The 18,588-nt window shown below is 66.3% G+C and carries 19 protein-coding genes; 6 read left to right on the top strand and 13 right to left on the bottom strand.

What is annotated here, in order from left to right:
• Window positions 1-2: 2 nt before the first annotated feature.
• Window positions 3-824, top strand: coding sequence for an alpha/beta fold hydrolase (locus KHP16_RS08690; protein ID WP_211959947.1), 822 nt, complete (start codon window positions 3-5; stop codon window positions 822-824).
• Between the two features lie 9 nt (window positions 825-833).
• Here the strand turns inward: KHP16_RS08690 and KHP16_RS08695 are convergent, their stop codons facing one another.
• The 4 genes from KHP16_RS08695 to KHP16_RS08710 form a co-directional block, all read right to left on the bottom strand.
• Window positions 834-1,877 carry a tripartite tricarboxylate transporter substrate binding protein gene (locus KHP16_RS08695; protein WP_211959948.1) on the bottom strand — a complete coding sequence of 348 codons (1,044 nt, stop codon included), beginning with the start codon at window positions 1,875-1,877 and terminating at the stop codon, window positions 834-836.
• Between the two features lie 119 nt (window positions 1,878-1,996).
• Window positions 1,997-2,263 (bottom strand): hypothetical protein, encoded by a 267-nt coding sequence (locus tag KHP16_RS08700; RefSeq protein ID WP_121490764.1) that lies wholly within the window; start codon window positions 2,261-2,263, stop codon window positions 1,997-1,999.
• On the bottom strand, window positions 2,260-3,672 hold the full coding sequence (locus tag KHP16_RS08705) for a LutB/LldF family L-lactate oxidation iron-sulfur protein (protein WP_115952455.1): 1,413 nt from the start codon (window positions 3,670-3,672) through the stop codon (window positions 2,260-2,262). Before KHP16_RS08705 ends, KHP16_RS08700 begins: the two co-directional genes overlap by 4 nt.
• A 32-nt stretch (window positions 3,673-3,704) precedes the next feature.
• The gene (locus tag KHP16_RS08710; RefSeq protein ID WP_109580814.1) at window positions 3,705-4,430 is read right to left on the bottom strand and encodes a (Fe-S)-binding protein; all 726 of its coding nucleotides are present in this window, start codon (window positions 4,428-4,430) and stop codon (window positions 3,705-3,707) included.
• A gap of 197 nt (window positions 4,431-4,627) precedes the next feature.
• On the opposite strand from KHP16_RS08710, the gene KHP16_RS08715 reads away from it, so the two are divergent.
• From KHP16_RS08715 to KHP16_RS08730, 4 genes are all read left to right on the top strand, one after another.
• A complete protein-coding gene (locus KHP16_RS08715) occupies window positions 4,628-5,470 on the top strand; it encodes an IclR family transcriptional regulator (RefSeq protein WP_109580813.1) in 843 nt (280 codons plus the stop codon).
• 161 nt (window positions 5,471-5,631) lie between these two features.
• The gene (locus KHP16_RS08720; protein WP_121490761.1) at window positions 5,632-7,044 is read left to right on the top strand and encodes an FAD-binding oxidoreductase; all 1,413 of its coding nucleotides are present in this window, start codon (window positions 5,632-5,634) and stop codon (window positions 7,042-7,044) included.
• 135 nt (window positions 7,045-7,179) lie between these two features.
• A complete protein-coding gene (locus KHP16_RS08725; RefSeq protein WP_109580811.1) occupies window positions 7,180-7,485 on the top strand; it encodes a DUF485 domain-containing protein in 306 nt (101 codons plus the stop codon).
• The gene (locus tag KHP16_RS08730; protein WP_109580810.1) at window positions 7,482-9,140 is read left to right on the top strand and encodes a cation acetate symporter; all 1,659 of its coding nucleotides are present in this window, start codon (window positions 7,482-7,484) and stop codon (window positions 9,138-9,140) included. Before KHP16_RS08725 ends, KHP16_RS08730 begins: the two co-directional genes overlap by 4 nt.
• Before the next feature lie 22 nt (window positions 9,141-9,162).
• Here KHP16_RS08730 and KHP16_RS08735 read toward each other — a convergent pair whose 3' ends face one another.
• From KHP16_RS08735 to KHP16_RS08755, 5 genes are all read right to left on the bottom strand, one after another.
• Entirely contained in the window at window positions 9,163-9,771 is a 609-nt protein-coding gene (locus KHP16_RS08735; RefSeq protein WP_167468386.1) for a GNAT family N-acetyltransferase, read from the bottom strand.
• A gap of 78 nt (window positions 9,772-9,849) precedes the next feature.
• Window positions 9,850-11,046, bottom strand: a complete 1,197-nt coding sequence (pbpG, locus tag KHP16_RS08740; protein WP_147306181.1) for a D-alanyl-D-alanine endopeptidase — start codon at window positions 11,044-11,046, stop codon at window positions 9,850-9,852.
• Between the two features lie 254 nt (window positions 11,047-11,300).
• On the bottom strand, window positions 11,301-12,011 hold the full coding sequence (locus tag KHP16_RS08745; protein ID WP_109580808.1) for a nitroreductase: 711 nt from the start codon (window positions 12,009-12,011) through the stop codon (window positions 11,301-11,303).
• 30 nt (window positions 12,012-12,041) lie between these two features.
• Complete coding sequence (locus KHP16_RS08750) at window positions 12,042-12,968, bottom strand: DMT family transporter (RefSeq protein ID WP_211960024.1); 927 nt, start codon at window positions 12,966-12,968, stop codon at window positions 12,042-12,044.
• A 20-nt stretch (window positions 12,969-12,988) separates the two neighbouring features.
• On the bottom strand, window positions 12,989-13,906 hold the full coding sequence (locus KHP16_RS08755) for a histone deacetylase family protein (RefSeq protein WP_109580807.1): 918 nt from the start codon (window positions 13,904-13,906) through the stop codon (window positions 12,989-12,991).
• Window positions 13,907-14,380: 474 nt separating this feature from the next.
• Between KHP16_RS08755 and phaP1 the strand changes: the two genes are divergently transcribed.
• Window positions 14,381-14,962 (top strand): TIGR01841 family phasin PhaP1, encoded by a 582-nt coding sequence (gene phaP1, locus KHP16_RS08760; RefSeq protein WP_109580805.1) that lies wholly within the window; start codon window positions 14,381-14,383, stop codon window positions 14,960-14,962.
• 134 nt (window positions 14,963-15,096) lie between these two features.
• Here phaP1 and hpxZ read toward each other — a convergent pair whose 3' ends face one another.
• From hpxZ to biuH, 4 genes are read right to left on the bottom strand one after another with little or no spacing between them, the layout of a single operon-like run.
• Window positions 15,097-15,480: an oxalurate catabolism protein HpxZ gene (hpxZ, locus tag KHP16_RS08765; protein ID WP_109580804.1), complete on the bottom strand. Its 384-nt coding sequence runs from the start codon at window positions 15,478-15,480 to the stop codon at window positions 15,097-15,099.
• Window positions 15,481-15,495: 15 nt separating this feature from the next.
• A complete protein-coding gene (locus KHP16_RS08770) occupies window positions 15,496-16,173 on the bottom strand; it encodes a cysteine hydrolase family protein (protein WP_280528122.1) in 678 nt (225 codons plus the stop codon).
• Between the two features lie 44 nt (window positions 16,174-16,217).
• A complete protein-coding gene (locus KHP16_RS08775; RefSeq protein WP_115952461.1) occupies window positions 16,218-17,864 on the bottom strand; it encodes an ABC transporter ATP-binding protein in 1,647 nt (548 codons plus the stop codon).
• Between the two features lie 2 nt (window positions 17,865-17,866).
• Complete coding sequence (gene biuH, locus KHP16_RS08780) at window positions 17,867-18,571, bottom strand: biuret amidohydrolase (protein ID WP_109580802.1); 705 nt, start codon at window positions 18,569-18,571, stop codon at window positions 17,867-17,869.
• Between the last annotated feature and the right edge of the window lie 17 nt (window positions 18,572-18,588).

Here is an 18,588-nt window from a genome sequence, read left to right on the forward strand (position 1 = left end):
CCATGTCTCGCCCCCTCTCCCGCCAATACCTGCTGCAAACCTCCCACGGACAGATCGCGCTCGAAGAGTCGGGCCACGGCACGCAACCGGTGCTATGGATCCACGGCAATTCCTCATCCCGCGCGGTGTTCCGCCACCAGATGCAGGGCACGGTCGCGGCGCCCTATCGCTTCATCGCGTTCGACCTGCCGGGCCACGGCGGGTCGGCGGACGCCATCGATCCCCTTCGAACCTACACACGCCCCGGTTTCGCCGACGTGGCCATCGAGCTCATCGCGCGGCTCGGCATAGACGATGTTGTTCTGGTGGGCTGGTCGCTCGGCGGCCATATCGCGCTGGAGATCGCCGCGCATTATCGAGGTGTGCGCGGCCTGCTGATCTGCGGCACGCCGCCCGTGGGCCGCGACATGTCGGCCGGCTTCATTCCGGCCCCGCACATGCGGCTGGGCAGCCAGCAGGAATTCTCGGCGGAAGACATCGAAACCTTCGGCCATGCGATCTTCGGCGACAGCTTCGATGCGGAACTGCGGCGGACGATCGCGCGTGCCGACGGCCTTGCGCGCAAGACGATGTTCGAGGCCGCGCGCGCGGGCGCGGGTGTCGATCAGCGCGCGCTGGTGGAGACGCTGCCCGTGCCGCTGGCCGTCGTCAACGGCGCGAACGATCGGTTCGTCAATCTGGATTACATCGATCGCGTCGCCTATGCCAACTTGTGGGGCGGCCGCTGCCTGCGGCTCCCTGACGTAGGCCATGCGCCGTTCCGCGAGGCCCCCGCCCTGTTCGATGCCGTGCTCGCGCGCCTCCTGCGCGACGTCACCGCTTAGGCTCGCGGGCTACTGCGGCACAAGCTCGACCGAAGCGGCCATCTTGCGGAACCTGGCGGTCTCGTCGGCGTAGAACTTCGCCGATGTCTCGAGCGACTGCGCGGGCAGCGGCTGCACGCCGGACAGGGCGAGCGCCTTGACAAGTTCCGGCGAGCGCAACGCCTGCTGCGACGCGTCGAGCAGCACGCGCGCGCGGTCTGCGGGCATGCCCGCGCGCGCCATCACGCCGATCCAGATGGAATAGACAAACTCGGACTTCCTGGCGACCTGCGTTTCACCGATTGCGGGTACGTCCGGCAGGTTGCGCATGCGCTGGGTGTCGAGCACGGCCACCGCCTTGATCTTGCGCGTCTCCAGCAACTGCGTGGAGGCGCCGATGTTCGGCAGGATCGTCATGTCGATCTGATGCCCCGTCAGGTCGGCAAGCATCGGCGTCGCGCCCTTGTACGGCACCTGCAGCACCTTGGCGCCCGTGGCCTTCGCCATGTACTCGGCGACGATGTGGTACATCGTGCCGTAGCCTGGATTGCCGAAGGTCAGGCTCGGCGCGCCAGGCGTCTTGCCGGCCGCGACGATCTGCTCCAGCGACGTGTACGGCAGGTCGTTGCGCGTCATCAGCACGAGCGGGTGGTTCGACACCGGCGCTACCAGCGCGAGTTCTTCGGACTTGTACTTCGCGCTGGCCAGCGCGAGCGGCGTGAGGATGGCCTCGTTGGGCGAGCCCATGATCAACGTATAGCCATCGGCCGGCCGGCTCAGCAGCCGCTGCATGGCCAGCGCGCCGCCCGCGCCGGGCAGGTTCTCGATGACCACGGGCTGGCCCAGCACCTTCGCCATCGCGGGCTGCATCGCGCGGGCGACGACGTCGGCGGGACCGCCGGGCGGGAATGCCACGAGCATCGAGACGGGCTTGTTCGGGAACGTCTCGGCCGCGTGCGCCACGATCGGCAGGACGGCCGGCAGGACGACCAGACCGGTCAGTCCGAGCAGGCGGGCTGCGGTGGACAGGCCGCGGGCGATGCTAAGGGCAGTATGGCAGGGGGTATGGCGCATCCTCTTCCTCTCTCCGTGTGTTTGTGTCACGGATTGTTGGAGAGCGGACACGTTCGAGCAACAGCAACTTAGGGAAAACAACGTTGCCCGGTGAGCAACGAGGCGCAACAAAGCGAGCCTCAGACCGTTGCCGCCTTGTCGAGCCACCGCGTGAGCTGGTCCGTAATCGCCGTGCTCGAGAACGAGCAACTGTCCTGCGCGAAGGCCGCGGACATCTCCAGACGGCGGAGCAGTTCCTCCATCGCCTGCCCGAACACCGGCGGCAAGGCCAGTGCCGGCGCAGCCTCGCGCCACGCGGCAATCAGGCCGTTGACGGGGAGATCGCCGCGCAGATGCCGGTCGAGCGCCTCGCGCATCGTGGCGAGGGTCGTGGTATTGCCGCTCATGCGCGCGCTCTCCTCTCCTTGTACAGCTCCCGGAACGTGCGCCCGCTCGGCGCGGGCATGTCGCGCGTTTCGGTCCAGCCCTTGCCCGCCATCGGCAGGTTCGCGATCAGGCGGCTGCGGCCGCCAAGCCGCGACAGGAAGCGTGCGCCAATGCGCGTGACAAACGCATAGAGCGCGGGCCGCCTGGCCACGTAGCCCCACGCCTGCAGCGCGAAGCGCTCCTGCCAGGGACGCAGGCCACGCTCCATCTGCTTCTCGCGCAGCTTGCGCAGCAGGTCCGACAGCGGAATCGACGCCGGGCACACCCGGTTGCACTCGCCGCACAGCGTGGCCGCCTGCGGCAGATCGACCGCATTGGCGAGGCCCACATAGCTGGGCGTCAGCACGCTGCCCATCGGTCCCGGATACACCCAGCCGTATGCATGGCCGCCGATCTTCTGGTACACGGGGCAGTGGTTCATGCACGCGCCGCAACGGATACAGCGCAGCATCTCCTGGAACTCGCCGCCGATCAGGCCGCTGCGGCCGCCATCGACGAGCACGAAGTACATATGCTCGGGACCGTCCTTCTCTCCCTCCGCGCGCGGACCGGTGAGCAGCGAGAAATAATTCGAGATGGCCTGCCCCGTCGCCGAACGCGGCAGCAGGCGCATGACCGTCGCCAGATCTTCCAGCGTGGGCAGCACCTTCTCGATGCCCGTCACGGCGACGTGCACGCGCGGCATGATCGTGCACATGCCCTCGTTGCCCTCGTTGGTCACCACAGCCACCGAGCCCGTCTCCGCGATAACGAAGTTGCCGCCCGTCACGCCCATGTCGGCGGACAGGAACTCGGGCCTCAGCACGCCGCGCGCTTCGCGCGTCATCTCGGATACGTCCGTCAGGCGCGGCTTGTTGTGAACGCGCGCGAACAGGTCCGCGACCTCGTCCTTGTCCTTGTGGATCACGGGCGCGATGATGTGCGACGGCGGTTCCGAATCGTTGATCTGCAGGATGTACTCGCCCAGATCGGTCTCGATACTCTGCACGCCCATCTCGCCAAGCACCTGGTTGAGGCGCATCTCCTCGGTCACCATCGACTTCGACTTGATGACCTTCTTCACGCCATGCTTCCGCGCGATGTCGGCGACGAGCTTCGCGGCATCCGCCGTGGTCTCGGCATAGAGCACCGTGGCCCCGCGCTTCGTCGCGGCTTCTTCGAACGTGGCGAGCCAGACGTCGAGGTTTTCCAGCGCGCGATTGCGGCGCTCCTTCAGCGCTTCCCGCGTGGCATCGAAATCGATGGCCTGAATCGCTTCCGCGCGCGCGGACACGAACTTCGTCGAGAGCTTCTTGAGGTTCTGCTGCAGGCGCTGGTCGGCAAGCTTCTGCCCGGCCCGCGCCTTGAATTCCATGCTGTGGACTTGCATCGTGGGGCTCGTCTCGTAGGGTCTCGTAGGGGTCAGGCGTCGCCGGCCAGCACCTGCGCGATGTGCAGCACGCGCGTGCGATCGTCGCCCGATCGGCGCAGGCGGCCTTCGATATTGAGCATGCAGCCGAGGTCGCCGAGCACCACCGCATCGGCCCCGCTCGCCTTGATGTTCGCGCACTTCTCGTCGACGATGGCCGTCGAGATATTGCCGTACTTGACCGAGAACGTACCGCCGAACCCGCAGCACGCCTCGCATTTGTCCATCTCGGTCAGCGTCACGCCCGGCAGCTGGCCGAGCAGTTCGCGCGGCTGCTGCTTGACGCCAAGCTCGCGCAGGCCCGAGCAGGAGTCGTGGTACGTGATGTGGCCCGTGAAGCCGGAATCGAGCGTACGCACCTTCGCCACGTTGACGAGGAAGTCGGTCAATTCGAACACGCGCTCGCGCAGCCGCTCGTAGCGGCCATGCAGTTCGGGATCGTCGCGCAGGAGATCGTGGTAGTGATGGCGGATCATGCCGCCGCAGGAGCCCGACGGAACGACGACGTAGTCGAACATCTCGAACTCGCGCAGGAATTTCTCGGCCAGATCGCGCGACACCGCGCGCTCGCCCGAGTTGTAGGCCGGCTGGCCGCAGCAGGTCTGCGCCTCCGGCACCATGACGTCGTAGCCGGCGTTTTCCAGCAGCTTGAGCACGGAGAACCCAATCTCCGGGCGCATGAGGTCCACCAGGCAGGTGGCAAACAGCCCGACTCGCATCGTTTTCCTTTTATCCAGACTCGAAACCCCGTGATTATGCCGCGCGGCGGGCATCGCGCGGCTCAAGTTATTCAGCCCAGGGCCCAATCCTGCTCACGTCTACCGCGCGCATCGACATTTCACCTATTGAAATTTTCACGATGCGAGATAGAATCAGGCAACCGCTTAAAAAATTGCCGCAGGGCAACATTTCACTCATGGCAGAAGCAGAGAAGTCGCCGGGCAAGACCTCCATCCAGGTCATCGAACGCATGATGACGCTGCTCGATGCCCTCGCCCAGCATGCCGACCCGGTCAGCCTGAAAGAGCTGTCGCTGGCGACCGGCCTGCATCCCTCGACCGCGCACCGCATTCTGAACGACATGGTCGCATGCCGTTTCGTCGATCGCTCGGACCCCGGCAGCTATCGCCTGGGCATGCGGTTGCTCGAGCTCGGCAACCTCGTCAAGGCGCGTCTCTCCGTGCGCGATGCGGCGCTGGCGCCCATGCGCGCGCTGCACCGCGTCACGGGACAGACGGTGAACCTGTCGGTCCGCCAGGGCGACGAGATCGTGTATATCGAACGGGCGTACAGCGAGCGCTCGGGCATGCAGGTGGTCCGCGCCATCGGCGGGCGGGCGCCGCTGCACCTCACGTCGGTCGGCAAGCTGTTCCTCGCGGCCGACGAAGCGGTGCGCGTGCGGAGCTACGCGACGCGCACCGGCCTTGCCGGGCATACGCGGACGTCGATCACCGACCTGACCAAGCTCGAACGCGAACTCAACTGGGTGCGTACGAATGGCTACGCGCGCGACAACGAGGAGCTGGAACTCGGCGTGCGCTGCATCGCCGCGGGCATCTACGACGATTCGCGCCGCCTCGTGGCGGGCCTGTCGCTGTCGGCGCCGGCGGACCGGCTGCAGGACAGCTGGCTGCAGAACCTCAAGGACACCGCGCTGCAGATCTCGCGCGGCATGGGTTACGCGACCGATGCCACCGGCGCGGGTCATGGCAGCCCGCTGTCGCATCACGGTTCCCACGGCACCGCGCATAGCGCATAGCGCATCGCGCATAGTACGTAGCGAACGAACGGTCCGTAGCGCGCGGACGCCCGACCGCCCCGTCCGGGGCGCGGGTCGCTGGCCGCTGCCGCGGCCGCGTGCCACAATGCCGGGGGTGTGCAGCAGCGCGCCCCTTCTCTTTTCCGCGACACGGCTCTCTCATGTCCAGTTCCGATTTCTCCGCCCGGCTGACGGAAGCGCTCGGCCCCGATACGGTTTTCACCGCCCCCGACGACATCGCCCCCTGGCTCGCCGACTGGCGCGGCATCTATCGCGGCCATGCGCAGGCCGTGGTGCGGCCGCGCACCGTCGACGAAGTCTCGCGCACGCTCGCGCTGTGCCAGCAGGCCGGCGTGCCCGTGGTGCCGCGCGGCGGCAACACCGGCCTGTGCGGCGGTGCCACGCCTGACAGCCAGCCCGTCAACGTCGTGCTGAGCCTCGACCGCATGAACGCCGTGCGTTCGCTCGACACCATCGCCAACACGATGGTCGCCGAAGCCGGCTGCATTCTGGGCAACCTGCGCCGGGCCGCGGCAGATGCCAATCGCCTGCTGCCGCTGTCGCTCGCGGCGGAAGACTCGTGCCAGATCGGCGGCAACCTGTCGACGAACGCGGGTGGCGTCAACGTCGTGCGTTACGGCATGACGCGCGAGCTCGTGCTCGGCGTGGAGGCCGTGCTGCCCAATGGCGAAGTCTTCAACGGCCTGCGCACGCTGCGCAAGGACAACACGGGGTATGACCTCAAGCAACTGCTGATCGGCGCGGAAGGCACGCTGGGCGTGATCACCGCCGCCAGCCTGCGCCTGTTCCCGCGCACCGATACGCGTTGCGTGGTCCTCGCCGCGGTGGAATCGCCGAAGCAGGCGCTGGAACTGTTCGAGCTGCTGTTCGAACGCTGCGGCGCACGTGTGCAGGCCTATGAGTTCTTCACGAGCGCCTGTGTGGACCTCGTGCTCGAACATGCCGAAGGCGTGCAGGAACCGTTCGCGCAACGCTATCCGTCGTATGTGCTGATGGAGCTCGCCGACAGCACCGACGAGGCCGCGCTCAACGCGCTGCTCGAACAGGTCATCGGCGATGCCCTCGAACGCGAACTGTGCCTCGACGCGGTGGTATCCGCCTCCCTCGCGCAACTGCATGCGCTGTGGAAGCTGCGCGAGGAAATCTCGGAAGCGCAGCGTGCCGATGGTCCACACCTCAAGCACGACATCTCGCTGCCGATCGAGCATATTCCCGCGTTCATGGCATCGATGGAGGCGCGGCTGCGTGCAAGGAGCGCGGACATCCGCCCCTTCATCTTCGGCCACTTCGGCGACGGCAACCTGCATTACAACCTCTCGCGCCCGGCCGGCGCGCCGCGCGACTGGGCCGCGCGGGACGGCGAAGCGTTCACCGACGAAGTGCTCGACGAAGTCGTGCGCTATGGCGGCAGCATCAGCGCGGAACACGGCATTGGCCAGCTGAAGCGCGACGCGTTCCTGCACACGAAGGACCCGCTCGAATTGCGCCTCATGCGCGAGATCAAGCGCGTCTTCGATCCCGCCGGCATCATGAACCCCGGCAAGCTGCTCTGATCGCCGGGCCCATCACATCCCTCCGCGTTTACCCCTGCATCGCGCCCTGCCCCGTGTAAGTACCGGGTAAGGGCCGCGCATTACCTTGTCACCATTCCGTGCGCACACGGTGACAAAGATCATGCAGGAGACACCATGCAGCAAGATGTGATGGAACGGCTGAAGTCCAGCCGGCAGTATCGGGATCTGGTCAAGCGTCGTGGCCGGCTGAGCTGGATGCTCACGGCCGTGATGCTCGTCGTGTACTACGGCTACGTGCTGCTGATCGCGTTCGACAAGGAAGTGCTGGCCGCGCGCGTGGGCAGCGGCGTGATGACCTGGGGCATGCCGATTGGTTTGTTCGTGATCGTCTTCACGGTCGTGATCACCGGCCTCTACGTGCGGCACGCCAACAGCGTGTATGACGACCTCACCGACAAGATCAAGCAGGAGGTCGCATGAACGCCCGCCTCGTTGCGGCCGCGCTCGCGGCCATGATTGCCTCGGCTGGCGCCCTCGCGGCGGGCGGAGACCTCGGTCAGGCGGTGAAGCAGCCCACCAACTGGACCGCCATCGGCATGTTCGTGGTGTTTGTCGTCGGCACGCTGTTCATCACCAAGTGGGCCGCCAAGAAGACCAAGTCGGCTGCCGCGTTCTATACGGGCGGCGGTATCTCGGGCTTCCAGAACGGCCTTGCCATCGCGGGGGACTTCATGTCCGCCGCATCGTTCCTCGGCATCTCGGCCGCGGTGTACACCAGCGGCTATGACGGACTGATCTATTCGATCGGCTTCCTCGTCGGCTGGCCCATCATCACCTTCCTGATGGCCGAGCGGCTGCGCAACCTGGGCCGCTTCACGTTCGCGGACGTGGCCGCGTATCGCTTCAAGCAGGGCCCGATCCGCGCGTTCGCCGCGTCCGGTACGCTCGTCGTCGTGGCGTTCTACCTCATCGCGCAGATGGTCGGCGCGGGTCAGCTCATCAAGCTGCTGTTCGGCCTCGAGTACTGGGTAGCCGTGGTCATCGTCGGCGTGCTGATGATGGTGTACGTGCTGTTCGGCGGCATGACGGCCACGACGTGGGTGCAGATCATCAAGGCATGCCTGCTGCTGGGCGGCGCGTCGTTCATGGCCTTCATGGTGCTCGCGCAGTTCCACTTCAGCCCCGAGCAGCTGTTCGCGAAGGCCGTGGAGGTCCACGCGAAGAAGGAATCGATCATGAGCCCGGGCAACTTCATCAAGGACCCGATCTCGGCGATCTCGTTCGGCATCGCGCTGATGTTCGGCACCGCGGGCCTGCCCCACATCCTGATGCGGTTCTTTACCGTGCCCAACGCGAAGGAAGCGCGCAAATCGGTGTTCTGGGCGACGACGTGGATCGGCTACTTCTACATCCTCACGTTCATCATCGGCTTCGGCGCGATCGTGCTGGTGGGCACCAACGCGAGCTTCCAGGATGGCAGCGGCAAGCTGCTAGGCGGCGTCAACATGGCGGCCGTGCACCTCGCGAGCGCCGTGGGCGGCAACGTGTTCCTCGGCTTTATCTCCGCGGTGGCCTTCGCGACGATCCTCGCGGTGGTGGCGGGCCTGACGCTGGCCGGCGCCACGGCCGTGTCGCATGACCTCTATGCGACTGTGTTCAAGCATGGCCAGGCATCGGGCGCCATGGAACTGCGCGTATCGAAGCTCACGACCATCGTGCTCGGCATCGTCGCGGTGGTGCTCGGCATCGTGTTCGAGAAGCAGAACATCGCGTTCATGGTGTCGCTGGCATTCGCCGTGGCGGCGTCGGCCAACTTCCCCGTGCTGTTCATGTCCGTGCTGTGGCGCGGCTGCACGACGCGCGGCGCGATGATCGGCGGCTTTCTCGGCCTGCTGTCGGCCGTCATCCTGACGGTGCTGTCGCAGGCCGTGTGGGTCGATGTGTTCCACTTCAAGAGCGCGCCCTTCCCCTACACGTCGCCCGCGCTGTTTTCCATGACGATCGGCTTCGTCGGCATCTGGCTGTTCTCGGTCACCGACAAGTCGCGCCGCGCCGCGGTGGACAAAGCGGGCTTCGAAGCGCAGGAACTGCGTTCGGAAACCGGCATCGGCGCCGGCGAGGCGACCGCGCACTGACGGCGGATTTCTGGGTCAACCCTCAACGCGCCGCCCGCAGCATCGGAAACAGCGGCGGCGCGTCTCCCACACGGATGGTGGCCAGCGCCTCGAAACCGTGCCGGCCATAGAAGTCCAGATTGCGCGGATTGGACGACCACAGCCACGCGGGCAGATGCGCGGCGTCGCAGGCCTGCAGGCCCCGCGCGAGCAGGCGGCCGCCAAGGCCCCGGTCCCGGAATGCGGGATCGATTCCGATCGACGACAGATACCAGTGCGGCGTGGTGGGCCGCGTCTCGTAGACGCGGCCGATCAGTTCGCCGAGTACCTTCCGTAGCGGCGCCTCCACAGTCTGGCGCACCACGTCGTCGATGGCGGCATCGTCATCCTCCGCGCCGGGGGGCAGCCACAACGCCGTGCCCGCGCCGCGGCCATCGCCCGCGATCGTCAGCGCGCCGCCCGCGCCCCGCGCATCGGCGACGAGCACGCGGAACAACGCGGCACTGCCGCGCAGATAGCCGTCCGGGCCGCCGTACATCCAGCGCATGAACGGATCGGTATCGAAAGCGAGCACGAGCGACGCCGCGGCGCGTTCGATATCGTGCGGTGCGTCGCCCACGCTGGCGATAGTCGCGTTGTTCGAGGCTTCCATGCAAACGTCCATCGTCCATAAAAAAACGCGCCGCGGGCTGCCGCCCGGGCGCGTTTTCAAGTTGGCTGCGGCAAAAGGTCAGATGCCGCGTGCCTGCTGCGAGACCAGGACCGCATGCGGATGGCTAGGGCCCTGCGTAAGGTTTGGGGAGTTCGGGAACGCATGCGGCTGCTGCGCGGCCGGCGCGTGCTCGAGCCAGTCGCGCACGCGCGTGGCATCGGCAAAGCGCGAGAGCTTGCCCACCGAATCCAGGAACACCATCACCACGTTGCGGCCGTTGACGCGCGCCTGCATCACGAGGCACTGACCCGCCTCGGAGATGAAGCCGGTCTTCTGCAGGCCGATCTCCCAGTTGCCGCCGCGCACGAGGCGGTTGGTGCTGACGTAATGCTGCGTGCGGCCGAGCACGTTCACTTCATGCTCGGTCTGCGTGGAGAATTCACGGATCGTCGGATTGCGGTACGCCGCGTTGACGAGTCGCGCCAGGTCCATCGCGCTGGACACATTGCTGCTCGACAGGCCGCTCGAGTCCACGAAGTGGCTGTCGTTCATGCCGAGTTCGCGCGCCTTGCGGTTCATCTGCGAGACGAACGCCGGCAGGCCACCCGGATAGCTGCGGCCCAGCACCGACGCCGCGCGGTTCTCCGACGACATCAGCGCGAGCAGCAGCAGCTCCTGTCGCGTCAGCTGCGTGCCGAAGCGGAGGCGCGAACTGCTGTGCTTCTCCAGGTCCTTGTCTTCCTCGCTGATCGTCAGCACCTCGTCCATCGGCAGGCGCGAATCCATCACCACGAGCGCAGTCATCAGCTTCGTGATCGAGGCAATCGGCAGCACCGCGGTCGGGTTCTTCTGGAACAGGACCTCGTTGGAGTTCTGATCCATCACGAGCGCCACGGACGAACGCAGCGCGAGCGCGTCTTCGGTATCGCGCAGGCCCATGGCTTCGCCGAGCGACGGCTTGGCCGGCACGAACGCCGCGCGGACCGGCGCGGCGCGCTGGGCGACCACCGTACGCTTGCCATGGCGCAGCACGATGGTCTTGCGCGTCGGTGCGGCCGATTCCTTTACGGCAGCAACCTTCGCAGAAGACTTCGTCGCTTTTACCGGCTTTTTCGCCGATTTCCCCGACGATTGCGTAGATTTAGTGTTTTTGGAAGTCGCCGCTTCGGCGACGGGTGCGGCAAGAACGGCCAGCGACACCAGCGCGGCCGTTGCAAGCGTATTCAGCCGCGCGGGGCTGAAAAAGCGAAAAGGGGAGAAATCGGTCCGGAACATTGTTCTGTGCGACGCGGCATCAGGAATGGCGCTAGTTTAGGAAATAAAGAAATTCTTAGCAAGATTAGAGACTTACAGAGGCTCGTTAAAGTTCGATTTCGCAGACATTCCATATAGCGAAAAATGAAATCGATACATCACAACCCACCGCTCCTTGACCCACATGTTCGCCTGCACGAGCCGACCGCCATCCCTGTTTATCGGCAGCGCACGCTATACCCTGAGCCTCTTACCGTCCACTTGGTTCCCGTGGATCACGAGAGAAAACGCGCGAACCCCTCAACCGGTTCACGTTCCGTGATCAATTGATTCTCCACGGCATCCGGATTGGCGTAACCGAGGGCCATTCCGCACACCACCATTTCGTCCGCCGTCATCTTCAGATGCTCCCGAATGACGCTGTGGAATTGCGTGAAGGCCGCCTGCGGACAGGTATCGAGTCCGCGCGCGCGGGCGGCCACCATGATGCTCTGCAGGAACATGCCGTAATCGAGCCAGCTGCCCTGCTCCATGATCCGGTCGATCGTGAAGATCATGCCGACCGGCGCATCGAAAAACTGGAAGTTGCGCGCGTGCTGCGCATGCATGCGCGTCTTGTCCTCCTTGCCGATCTGCAACAGTCCGTACAGATCCCAGCCCACCTTGCGGCGTCGCGCGAGATAGGGGTTCACCCATTCGCGCGGATAGTACGGATATTCCTCACGATACTTCGTATCGCGCTCAGGATCGTCGTATGCGGCGAGCACTTCCGTGCAGAGCCGCACCTTCGCATCGCCGGACAGTACATAGACCCGCCACGGCTGTGCGTTGGTGCCCGACGGGGCGCGGCTCGCCACCGACAGGATGTCTTCGATGGTCTCGCGCGGCACCGGCGTGTCGAGAAACGCGCGGATCGAGCGGCGCGTGACGATCGCGCGATCGACGGTGTCGATATCGTGAGCTTCGGTACGGGCTGCGGTGGACATGCTGTCGGGTCTCCTTGTTATGTAGAGTAGTCACTGCCGTCGCGGTGAGGGCCTGCGGATCACGAGCGCCACGCCGACGGCCGCGACCGCCATGCCAGCCGCCGCGAGCGGCGTGAAGCGCTCGCCAAATAGCAGCCATGCCATCACGGCCGTGGTCGGCGGCGTCAGATACATGAGGCTCGAGACACGCATCGCGGCGCCTCGGCGGATCAGCAGGAACAGCAGCGAGATCGCGCCCAGCGACAGCGCCACGATCGACCATGCCAGCGATGCGACGAGCGGCAGCGTCCACTGCACGTCACGCGTCTCGAACGCGAACATGAAAGGCAGACAGGCAACGGCCGAGGCGCCGAACTGAATGACCGCGCCCATGCGCAGGTCGAACATCGGGCAGTAATGCTTCTGGTACAGCGTACCGGCCGTGATCGATGCCAGCGCGCCTGCCGCCAGCGCGAGGCTCGTCACCGACAGCCCGATCGTGCTTAGCTTGGTGGACACGACGAGGCCCACGCCGACGAGGCCGAGGATCAGGCCGAGCCATTGCAGGAAGCGCACACGCTCTCCCATGCGCGTGGCCATCATCGCGGTGAGCAGGGGCTGCATGCCGACGATCAGCGCGGACAGGCCGGCGGGCATGCCGAGCTTCATCGCCGCCCAGACGCCGCCGAGATAGCCCGCCTGCAACAGCAGCCCGGAGACCGCGATATGCCCGATGCGCGTCCAGTCGATCGCGCCACCCGTCCGCCGCGGCAACGGCACGCGCGCGAGAACGATGAACGGCGCCAGCAGGATCACCACGCCGGCGAAGCGCAGAAACAGGAAGGTCATGGGCTCCGCATAGGGCAGCCCGTACCTGGCGACGATGAAGCCCGTGCTCCACAGCCCCACGAACAGCCACGGCATGGCCGCGAGCCAGAGCCGCTGGCCGGGACTCGCCACATCGCGGGGACCACCCATCGCCACCGTGCCGCGCGTGCTCATGACGCCACGCCTGCGTTGACCGCGGCATGATGGCGCGCCGCGAGCGTCACCGTCTGCAGATGCACGGCCACCGTATCCTCGATGCGATGGCCGTACCCCCCGGCCATCGCCACCGCAATCGGCAAGCCCCGCGCGCGCGCCGCGTCGAACACCAGCGTATCGCGGCGCGCGAGCCCCGCCATGGTCAACCGCAGGCGGCCGAGCCTGTCGCCCTCGTGCGGATCCGCGCCCGCGAGATAGATCAGCAGGTCCGGCGCGAAGCGCGAGAACAGCGTATCGAGCGCGCCCCGCAGCGCCTCGGCATAGGTGTCGTCATCGCACCCATCCGGCAGGCCGACGTCGAGATCGCTGGCTTCCTTGCGGAACGGATAATTCTTCTCGCCATGCAGCGACAGCGTGAACACCGTGGGATCGTCGCGGAGGATGGACGCGGTACCGTTGCCCTGATGCACGTCGAGATCGATCACGGCCACGCGGCGCGCGAGCCCGTCGCGCTGAAGCATGCGCGCGGCGATCGCCGCATCGTTGAACACGCAGAAGCCGCCGCCCTTGTCGGCGTAGGCATGATGGGTACCGCCCGCCAGGTTCACCGATATGCCGTCGGCGAACGCGGTCCGGCAGGCCTCGATCGTCGCGCCGGACGAACGGCGGGAGCGCTCAACCATCTCCACGGACCACGGGAAACCGATCTCGCGCTGGCGGGCAGGATCGAGCTGGCCCGCCGAGACGTCGGCGATATAAGCGGCATCGTGCGCGAGCGCCAGCGCGTCGTCGTCAGCGCGCGGCGCCTCGCGAAACGCGATGCCGGGCACCCCGGCGGCGACGGCATCCCGCAGCATGCTGTATTTGCGCATCGGAAAGCGATGGCCCGGCGGAAGCGGCAGGACGAAGTGGTCGGCGTAGAAGGCCAGCATGGAGGCAGGCGAGGCGGGTGAGGCGGCTGAAACGGACATAGGCCGCGATGTTAGCACCGCTGCCTTTCGGGTGCGGAAGCGGTCCACAGGGGGCCTGCGGCGCATGAAATTCCCGCGCCGCATCATCGGGCACACGGATTTCTTGATCGGGATAAACCCTGATAGAAAGCGCCTGAGGTGGCGAGCCCTGCCCCTGTAGCGCAAATTGTGCCGGTAACTTTTGTGCGATGCACAAAAAGCGCTTGACTCCAATGAGACAAGCCTTAGAATAGGAATTGTTGCGGCGCACCAATGGTAAACCCTCGGCGGAATCGGACGAATAGATGAATTCGGAAGATTCGCCAAAAGTGGTCAGCGGTGCGATAGACGCAAGAATACGCTCGGGCTCGCCGTTCATGGCGCTGACATCTGGGCGACCTACTTTCATTTTGCTTGACCTTGAAGTCCACCCACTTCATCCACTGGAGACCAGCAATGATCCTTACCCCGGAACAAGTTGCCGCAGCGCAAAAGGCCAACCTCGAGACCCTGTTCGGTCTGACCACCAAGGCCTTCGAAGGCGTTGAGAAGCTTGTCGAACTGAATCTGCAAGTGGTGAAGGCGACGTTCGCCGAGAACGTCGACAACGCCAAGAAGACCCTGTCGGCGAAGGATGCGCAGGAAGTGCTGGCCATCCAGGCTTCGCTGATCCAGCCGGTCGCCGAAAAGACCCTCGCCTACACGCGTCACCTGTACGAAATCGCTTCGGAAACCCAGAGCGAATTCACCAAGGTGGCCGAAGCCCAGCTGGCTGAAGGCTCGAAGAACGTGCAAGCCCTCGTCGACAACTTCGCCAAGAACGCCCCGGCCGGTTCGGAATCGACCGTCGCGATCGTGAAGTCGGCCATCTCGGCAGCCAACAACGCCTACGAGTCGGTCCAGAAGGCTACGAAGCAAGCCGTGGAAATTGCGGAAAGCAACTTCCAGGTTGCCGCGACCGCCGCGAGCAAGGCTGCCCAGCAAGCCAGCGCCACGGCCCGCACGGCCGCCAAGAAGTCGGCTGCCACCGCCGTCTGACGCTGGTTGCCTTGGCATGACTGGCTTCGGCCAGTCACGCTGACAAAAAACCCGGCGCCCCATGCCATATGGGGCGCCGGGTTTTTTTATCCGTTGTGATTGCAGATCGTTAGTGCAGATCCTAGTGCGGATAGTTATTGCGGCGGCTGGATCAGGCTTACATGGGCCGCCACGATCTTCCAGCCATCGCCGAGCCTCGCCCACGTCTGCATCTGCCGCCCCAGCAGCGGCGTGGCATCGCTCGTGAATTCGGTGCTTACCGTGGCGTAGTCCACGCCGAACGTCGTGACCACCGTGCGATGCAGGCGGCGCGAGCGCGGCACCGGTTCGCAGGTCTCGCGCCATGCGCGGATCGTCTCTCCGCCGCGCTGCACTTCGGCGATGCCGTAGCGTACCGTTTCCGGCGTATCCCAGAACAAGGCATTCATGGCGGCGACGTCGTTGTCGACGAGCGCGCGCTCGTAGGCGTCGAAAGCGGCCGCCACCTGGGCGACGATGTCGGGGCGATTGATTTCCATGGTGTCGATTCGTTTTCAGGCTGCCGCCATCAGCGCGGCGAGCGGCGCGGTCCATCCGACGATGCCGCCCTGCGAGCGGATCATCGCGAGCGTCGCGTCGCGGAATTCGGGGAAGTAGCTCGCGGTGGCATCCTCGACCAGCAGCGCGTCGTAGCCACGATCGTTCGCCTCGCGCATGGAGGTCTGCACGCAGACCTCGGTGGTCACGCCCGCGAACACCAGGTAACGGATGTCGCGCTCCCGGAGCGCACGGTCGAGCGATGTGTCGTAGAACGCGCCTTTGCCCGGCTTGTCGATCACGAGCTCGCCCGGCATGGGCGCCACGGCGTCGACGATCGCATTGCCGGGTTCGCCGCGGACGAGGATGCGGCCCATCGGGCCCGGGTCGCCGATGCGCAGGCCCGGCGCGCCGCGCAGGCGCTTGGCCGGCGGGCAGTCGGAGAGATCGGGCGCGTGCGATTCACGCGTGTGCACGACGAACCAGTCCGATGCGCGCGCATGCCGGAGCAACGCCGCGACGGTCGGAACGATGCCCGACAGCAGCGTGACGTCGTTGCCCAGCGAGCTCCCGAAGCCCCCGGGCTCGATGAAGTCGCGCTGCATGTCGATGACGATCAGCGCGGTGTGGCGCGGATCGAAGACGAAGGGCGCGGGCTGCGCGGCGGCGGCAAGTGTAGTGGGCGAAGTCGGCACAGGATTCTCGGTCGGTTCGGACGTGGTCGGTATGTGACGGGGCGTCAGGACGCGCGCGCGGTGCCCGAGCGCGGCACCGGGCCTGCCGGGGGAGAAACGCGATCATCGCTCCCATGCTGCCCCGCCATATGCCGGCCAAGTACCGCACGATCCGCCTCCCCCGCCGGCACCTCGAACACGATCTGCCCCTCGGCAATCACCGCGATCCGGTCCGCGAGCGCGAGCAGTTCGTCGAGGTCTTCGCTGATCAGCAGCACCGCGGCCCCCGCATCCCGCGCCGCGAGCAGCCGCGCATGAATATCGGCGACCGCAGCGAAATCCAGCCCAAAGACCGGGTTCGCGACGATCAGCACATCGACCGGCTGGCCGAGTTCGCGCGCGAGCACCGCGCGTTGCACGTTGCCGCCCGACAGCGTGCCGATCGGGCGATCGGGCACCGGCGGCCTGACGTTGAACTCCGCAATCCGCGCATGCGCGCGTTCGCGCGTGGCGCGGCGGTTGAAACGCCATCCGTGCTGCCGCAGCGGCGCACGATCGAAATCGCGCAAGGCGAGGTTGTCGGCGATGCTCATGCCGGGCACGCACGCATTGCGTAGCGGCTCCTCCGGAATCGCGAACACGCGGCCCGCGCGCATCTGCTCGCGCGTGGCGTGATAGGGCTTGCCCGCGACACGCATCGTCCCCTGACGCAGCGGCCGCTGCCCCGTGAGCGCTTCCACGAGTTCGCGCTGTCCATTGCCCGACACGCCGGCGATGCCCAGTATCTCGCCGGCCCGGACCGCAAGCGCAAGATCCCGCACGGCCGGGTGCCCTCGCCCATCTATGACGGTGGCATCGTCCACCTGCAACCGCACGGGGGCGTCCCCCGCCACGGGCTTGCGCGCCGCGCGGTCGCTCCCGTCATGCGCCAGCGTCCGGCGGTCGATCGCCGAGCCATCGGTGCCCATCATCCACGCGGCCAGCCGCGACGGCAAATCGTCGGCCTCCGCCCCCTCATCGGCCGGCTGCGCGCGCGGCACCGCGCAGGTGCCGACCTGGCGGCCCTTGCGCAACACCGTCACGTCATCCGCATACGCCGTGACCTCGCGAAACTTGTGCGTGATCATGAGCACGGTCAACTCGCCGCGCGAGGTCAGCGCGCGCATGAGTCCCAGCACCTCGTCCGCTTCCTGCGGCGTCAGCACCGAAGTCGGCTCGTCGAGGATCAGGAACCGCTGTTGCAGGTACAACTGCTTGAGGATCTCGAGCTTCTGCTTCTCCCCCGCGGCCAGCGCCGACACCGGCGCTTCGAGCGGCAGCCGGAACGGCATGCGCGCCATGAACTCGCGCAATGCCGCACGCTCCCGCGACCAGTCGATGCGCCACGGCAGCCGCCCGCGCGCGAGCAGCAGGTTCTCCTCGACCGACAGCCCTTCCGCCAGCGTGAAATGCTGATACACCATGCCGATGCGCAACGCCTGGGCATCGCGCGGCGAGGCGATGCGGACTTCGCGGTTATCCGCGACGATCTGCCCCGCGTCGAGCACGCCATAGCCGACGAGGCCCTTCACGAGCGTGCTCTTGCCCGCGCCATTCTCGCCGAGCAGCGCGTGGATCGTGCCGGGCGCCACGCGTATCGACACATCGTCGAGCGCGCGAAATGCGCCAAACGACTTGGATGCGCCGACCACCTCGAGCCCGAGCGCGGCCATGATCACGCCCCCAGCGTGGCCAGCAAGGCCCGCGAGTCCGAGACCGTGCCGAACACACCGCCCTGCATCGTGACCATATGCAGCGCGGCCTCATGGTTCCCGCGATCGGTCGCGCCGCAGCAATCGGCCAGGATCGTGCATTCGAACCCGCGATCGTTCGCCTCGCGCATCGTCGTATGCACGCAGACGTCGGTGGTGATGCCCGTCAGCACGAGGTTCTCGATCCCGCGCGTCCGCAGGATCAGTTCGAGGTCAGTCGCGCAGAAGGAGCCCTTGCCCGGCTTGTCGATGATGACCTCGCCCGGCAGCGGCGCCAGTTCGTCGATGATCTCCCAGCCCTTCTCGCCGCGCACGAGGATCTTGCCGCAGGGACCGTCATCGCCGATGCCCACGCCATCGATGCCCGCCTGCCGGCTGCGCCAGCGCTTGTTGGCGGGCAGGTCCGACAGATCGGGCCGATGCCCTTCGCGCGTATGGATGATCGTGAAGCCCTGCGCGCGCATCGTGTCGAGCACGCGGCGAATGGGTTCAATGGGCGCGCGCGTCATCGACAGGTCGTAGCCCATGCGATCGACGTAGCCGCCAAAGCCGCAGAAGTCCGTCTGCATGTCGATGATCACGAGCGCCGTGTTCTCCGGACGCAGGTCGCCGTTGTACGGCCACGGATACGGTTTGGCTTCGATGGTGCGGTGCGTGGTGCTTTCCATAACGTGTGTCTCTCGCG

The sequence above is a fragment of the Cupriavidus plantarum genome (genome assembly GCF_905397285.1).
Taxonomy (GTDB): Bacteria; Pseudomonadota; Gammaproteobacteria; order Burkholderiales; family Burkholderiaceae; genus Cupriavidus; species Cupriavidus plantarum.

Bases quoted from the DNA above. Each gene is read 5' to 3' on its own strand.
- KHP16_RS08700 (WP_121490764.1), bottom strand. From the start codon at position 2,263: ATGAGCGGCAATACCACGACCCTCGCCACGATGCGCGAGGCGCTCGAC.
- KHP16_RS08720 (WP_121490761.1), top strand. From the start codon at position 5,632: ATGTCCAGTTCCGATTTCTCCGCCCGGCTGACGGAAGCGCTCGGCCCC.
- KHP16_RS08745 (WP_109580808.1), bottom strand. From the start codon at position 12,011: ATGTCCACCGCAGCCCGTACCGAAGCTCACGATATCGACACCGTCGAT.
- KHP16_RS08735 (WP_167468386.1), bottom strand. From the start codon at position 9,771: ATGGAAGCCTCGAACAACGCGACTATCGCCAGCGTGGGCGACGCACCG.
- KHP16_RS08750 (WP_211960024.1), bottom strand. From the start codon at position 12,968: ATGGGTGGTCCCCGCGATGTGGCGAGTCCCGGCCAGCGGCTCTGGCTC.
- KHP16_RS08755 (WP_109580807.1), bottom strand. From the start codon at position 13,906: ATGCTGGCCTTCTACGCCGACCACTTCGTCCTGCCGCTTCCGCCGGGC.
- KHP16_RS08725 (WP_109580811.1), top strand. From the start codon at position 7,180: ATGCAGCAAGATGTGATGGAACGGCTGAAGTCCAGCCGGCAGTATCGG.
- KHP16_RS08705 (WP_115952455.1), bottom strand. From the start codon at position 3,672: ATGCAAGTCCACAGCATGGAATTCAAGGCGCGGGCCGGGCAGAAGCTT.
- KHP16_RS08730 (WP_109580810.1), top strand. From the start codon at position 7,482: ATGAACGCCCGCCTCGTTGCGGCCGCGCTCGCGGCCATGATTGCCTCG.
- biuH (WP_109580802.1), bottom strand. From the start codon at position 18,571: ATGGAAAGCACCACGCACCGCACCATCGAAGCCAAACCGTATCCGTGG.
- pbpG (WP_147306181.1), bottom strand. From the start codon at position 11,046: ATGTTCCGGACCGATTTCTCCCCTTTTCGCTTTTTCAGCCCCGCGCGG.
- KHP16_RS08715 (WP_109580813.1), top strand. From the start codon at position 4,628: ATGGCAGAAGCAGAGAAGTCGCCGGGCAAGACCTCCATCCAGGTCATC.
- KHP16_RS08690 (WP_211959947.1), top strand. From the start codon at position 3: ATGTCTCGCCCCCTCTCCCGCCAATACCTGCTGCAAACCTCCCACGGA.
- phaP1 (WP_109580805.1), top strand. From the start codon at position 14,381: ATGATCCTTACCCCGGAACAAGTTGCCGCAGCGCAAAAGGCCAACCTC.
- hpxZ (WP_109580804.1), bottom strand. From the start codon at position 15,480: ATGGAAATCAATCGCCCCGACATCGTCGCCCAGGTGGCGGCCGCTTTC.
- KHP16_RS08695 (WP_211959948.1), bottom strand. From the start codon at position 1,877: ATGCGCCATACCCCCTGCCATACTGCCCTTAGCATCGCCCGCGGCCTG.
- KHP16_RS08775 (WP_115952461.1), bottom strand. From the start codon at position 17,864: ATGGCCGCGCTCGGGCTCGAGGTGGTCGGCGCATCCAAGTCGTTTGGC.
- KHP16_RS08710 (WP_109580814.1), bottom strand. From the start codon at position 4,430: ATGCGAGTCGGGCTGTTTGCCACCTGCCTGGTGGACCTCATGCGCCCG.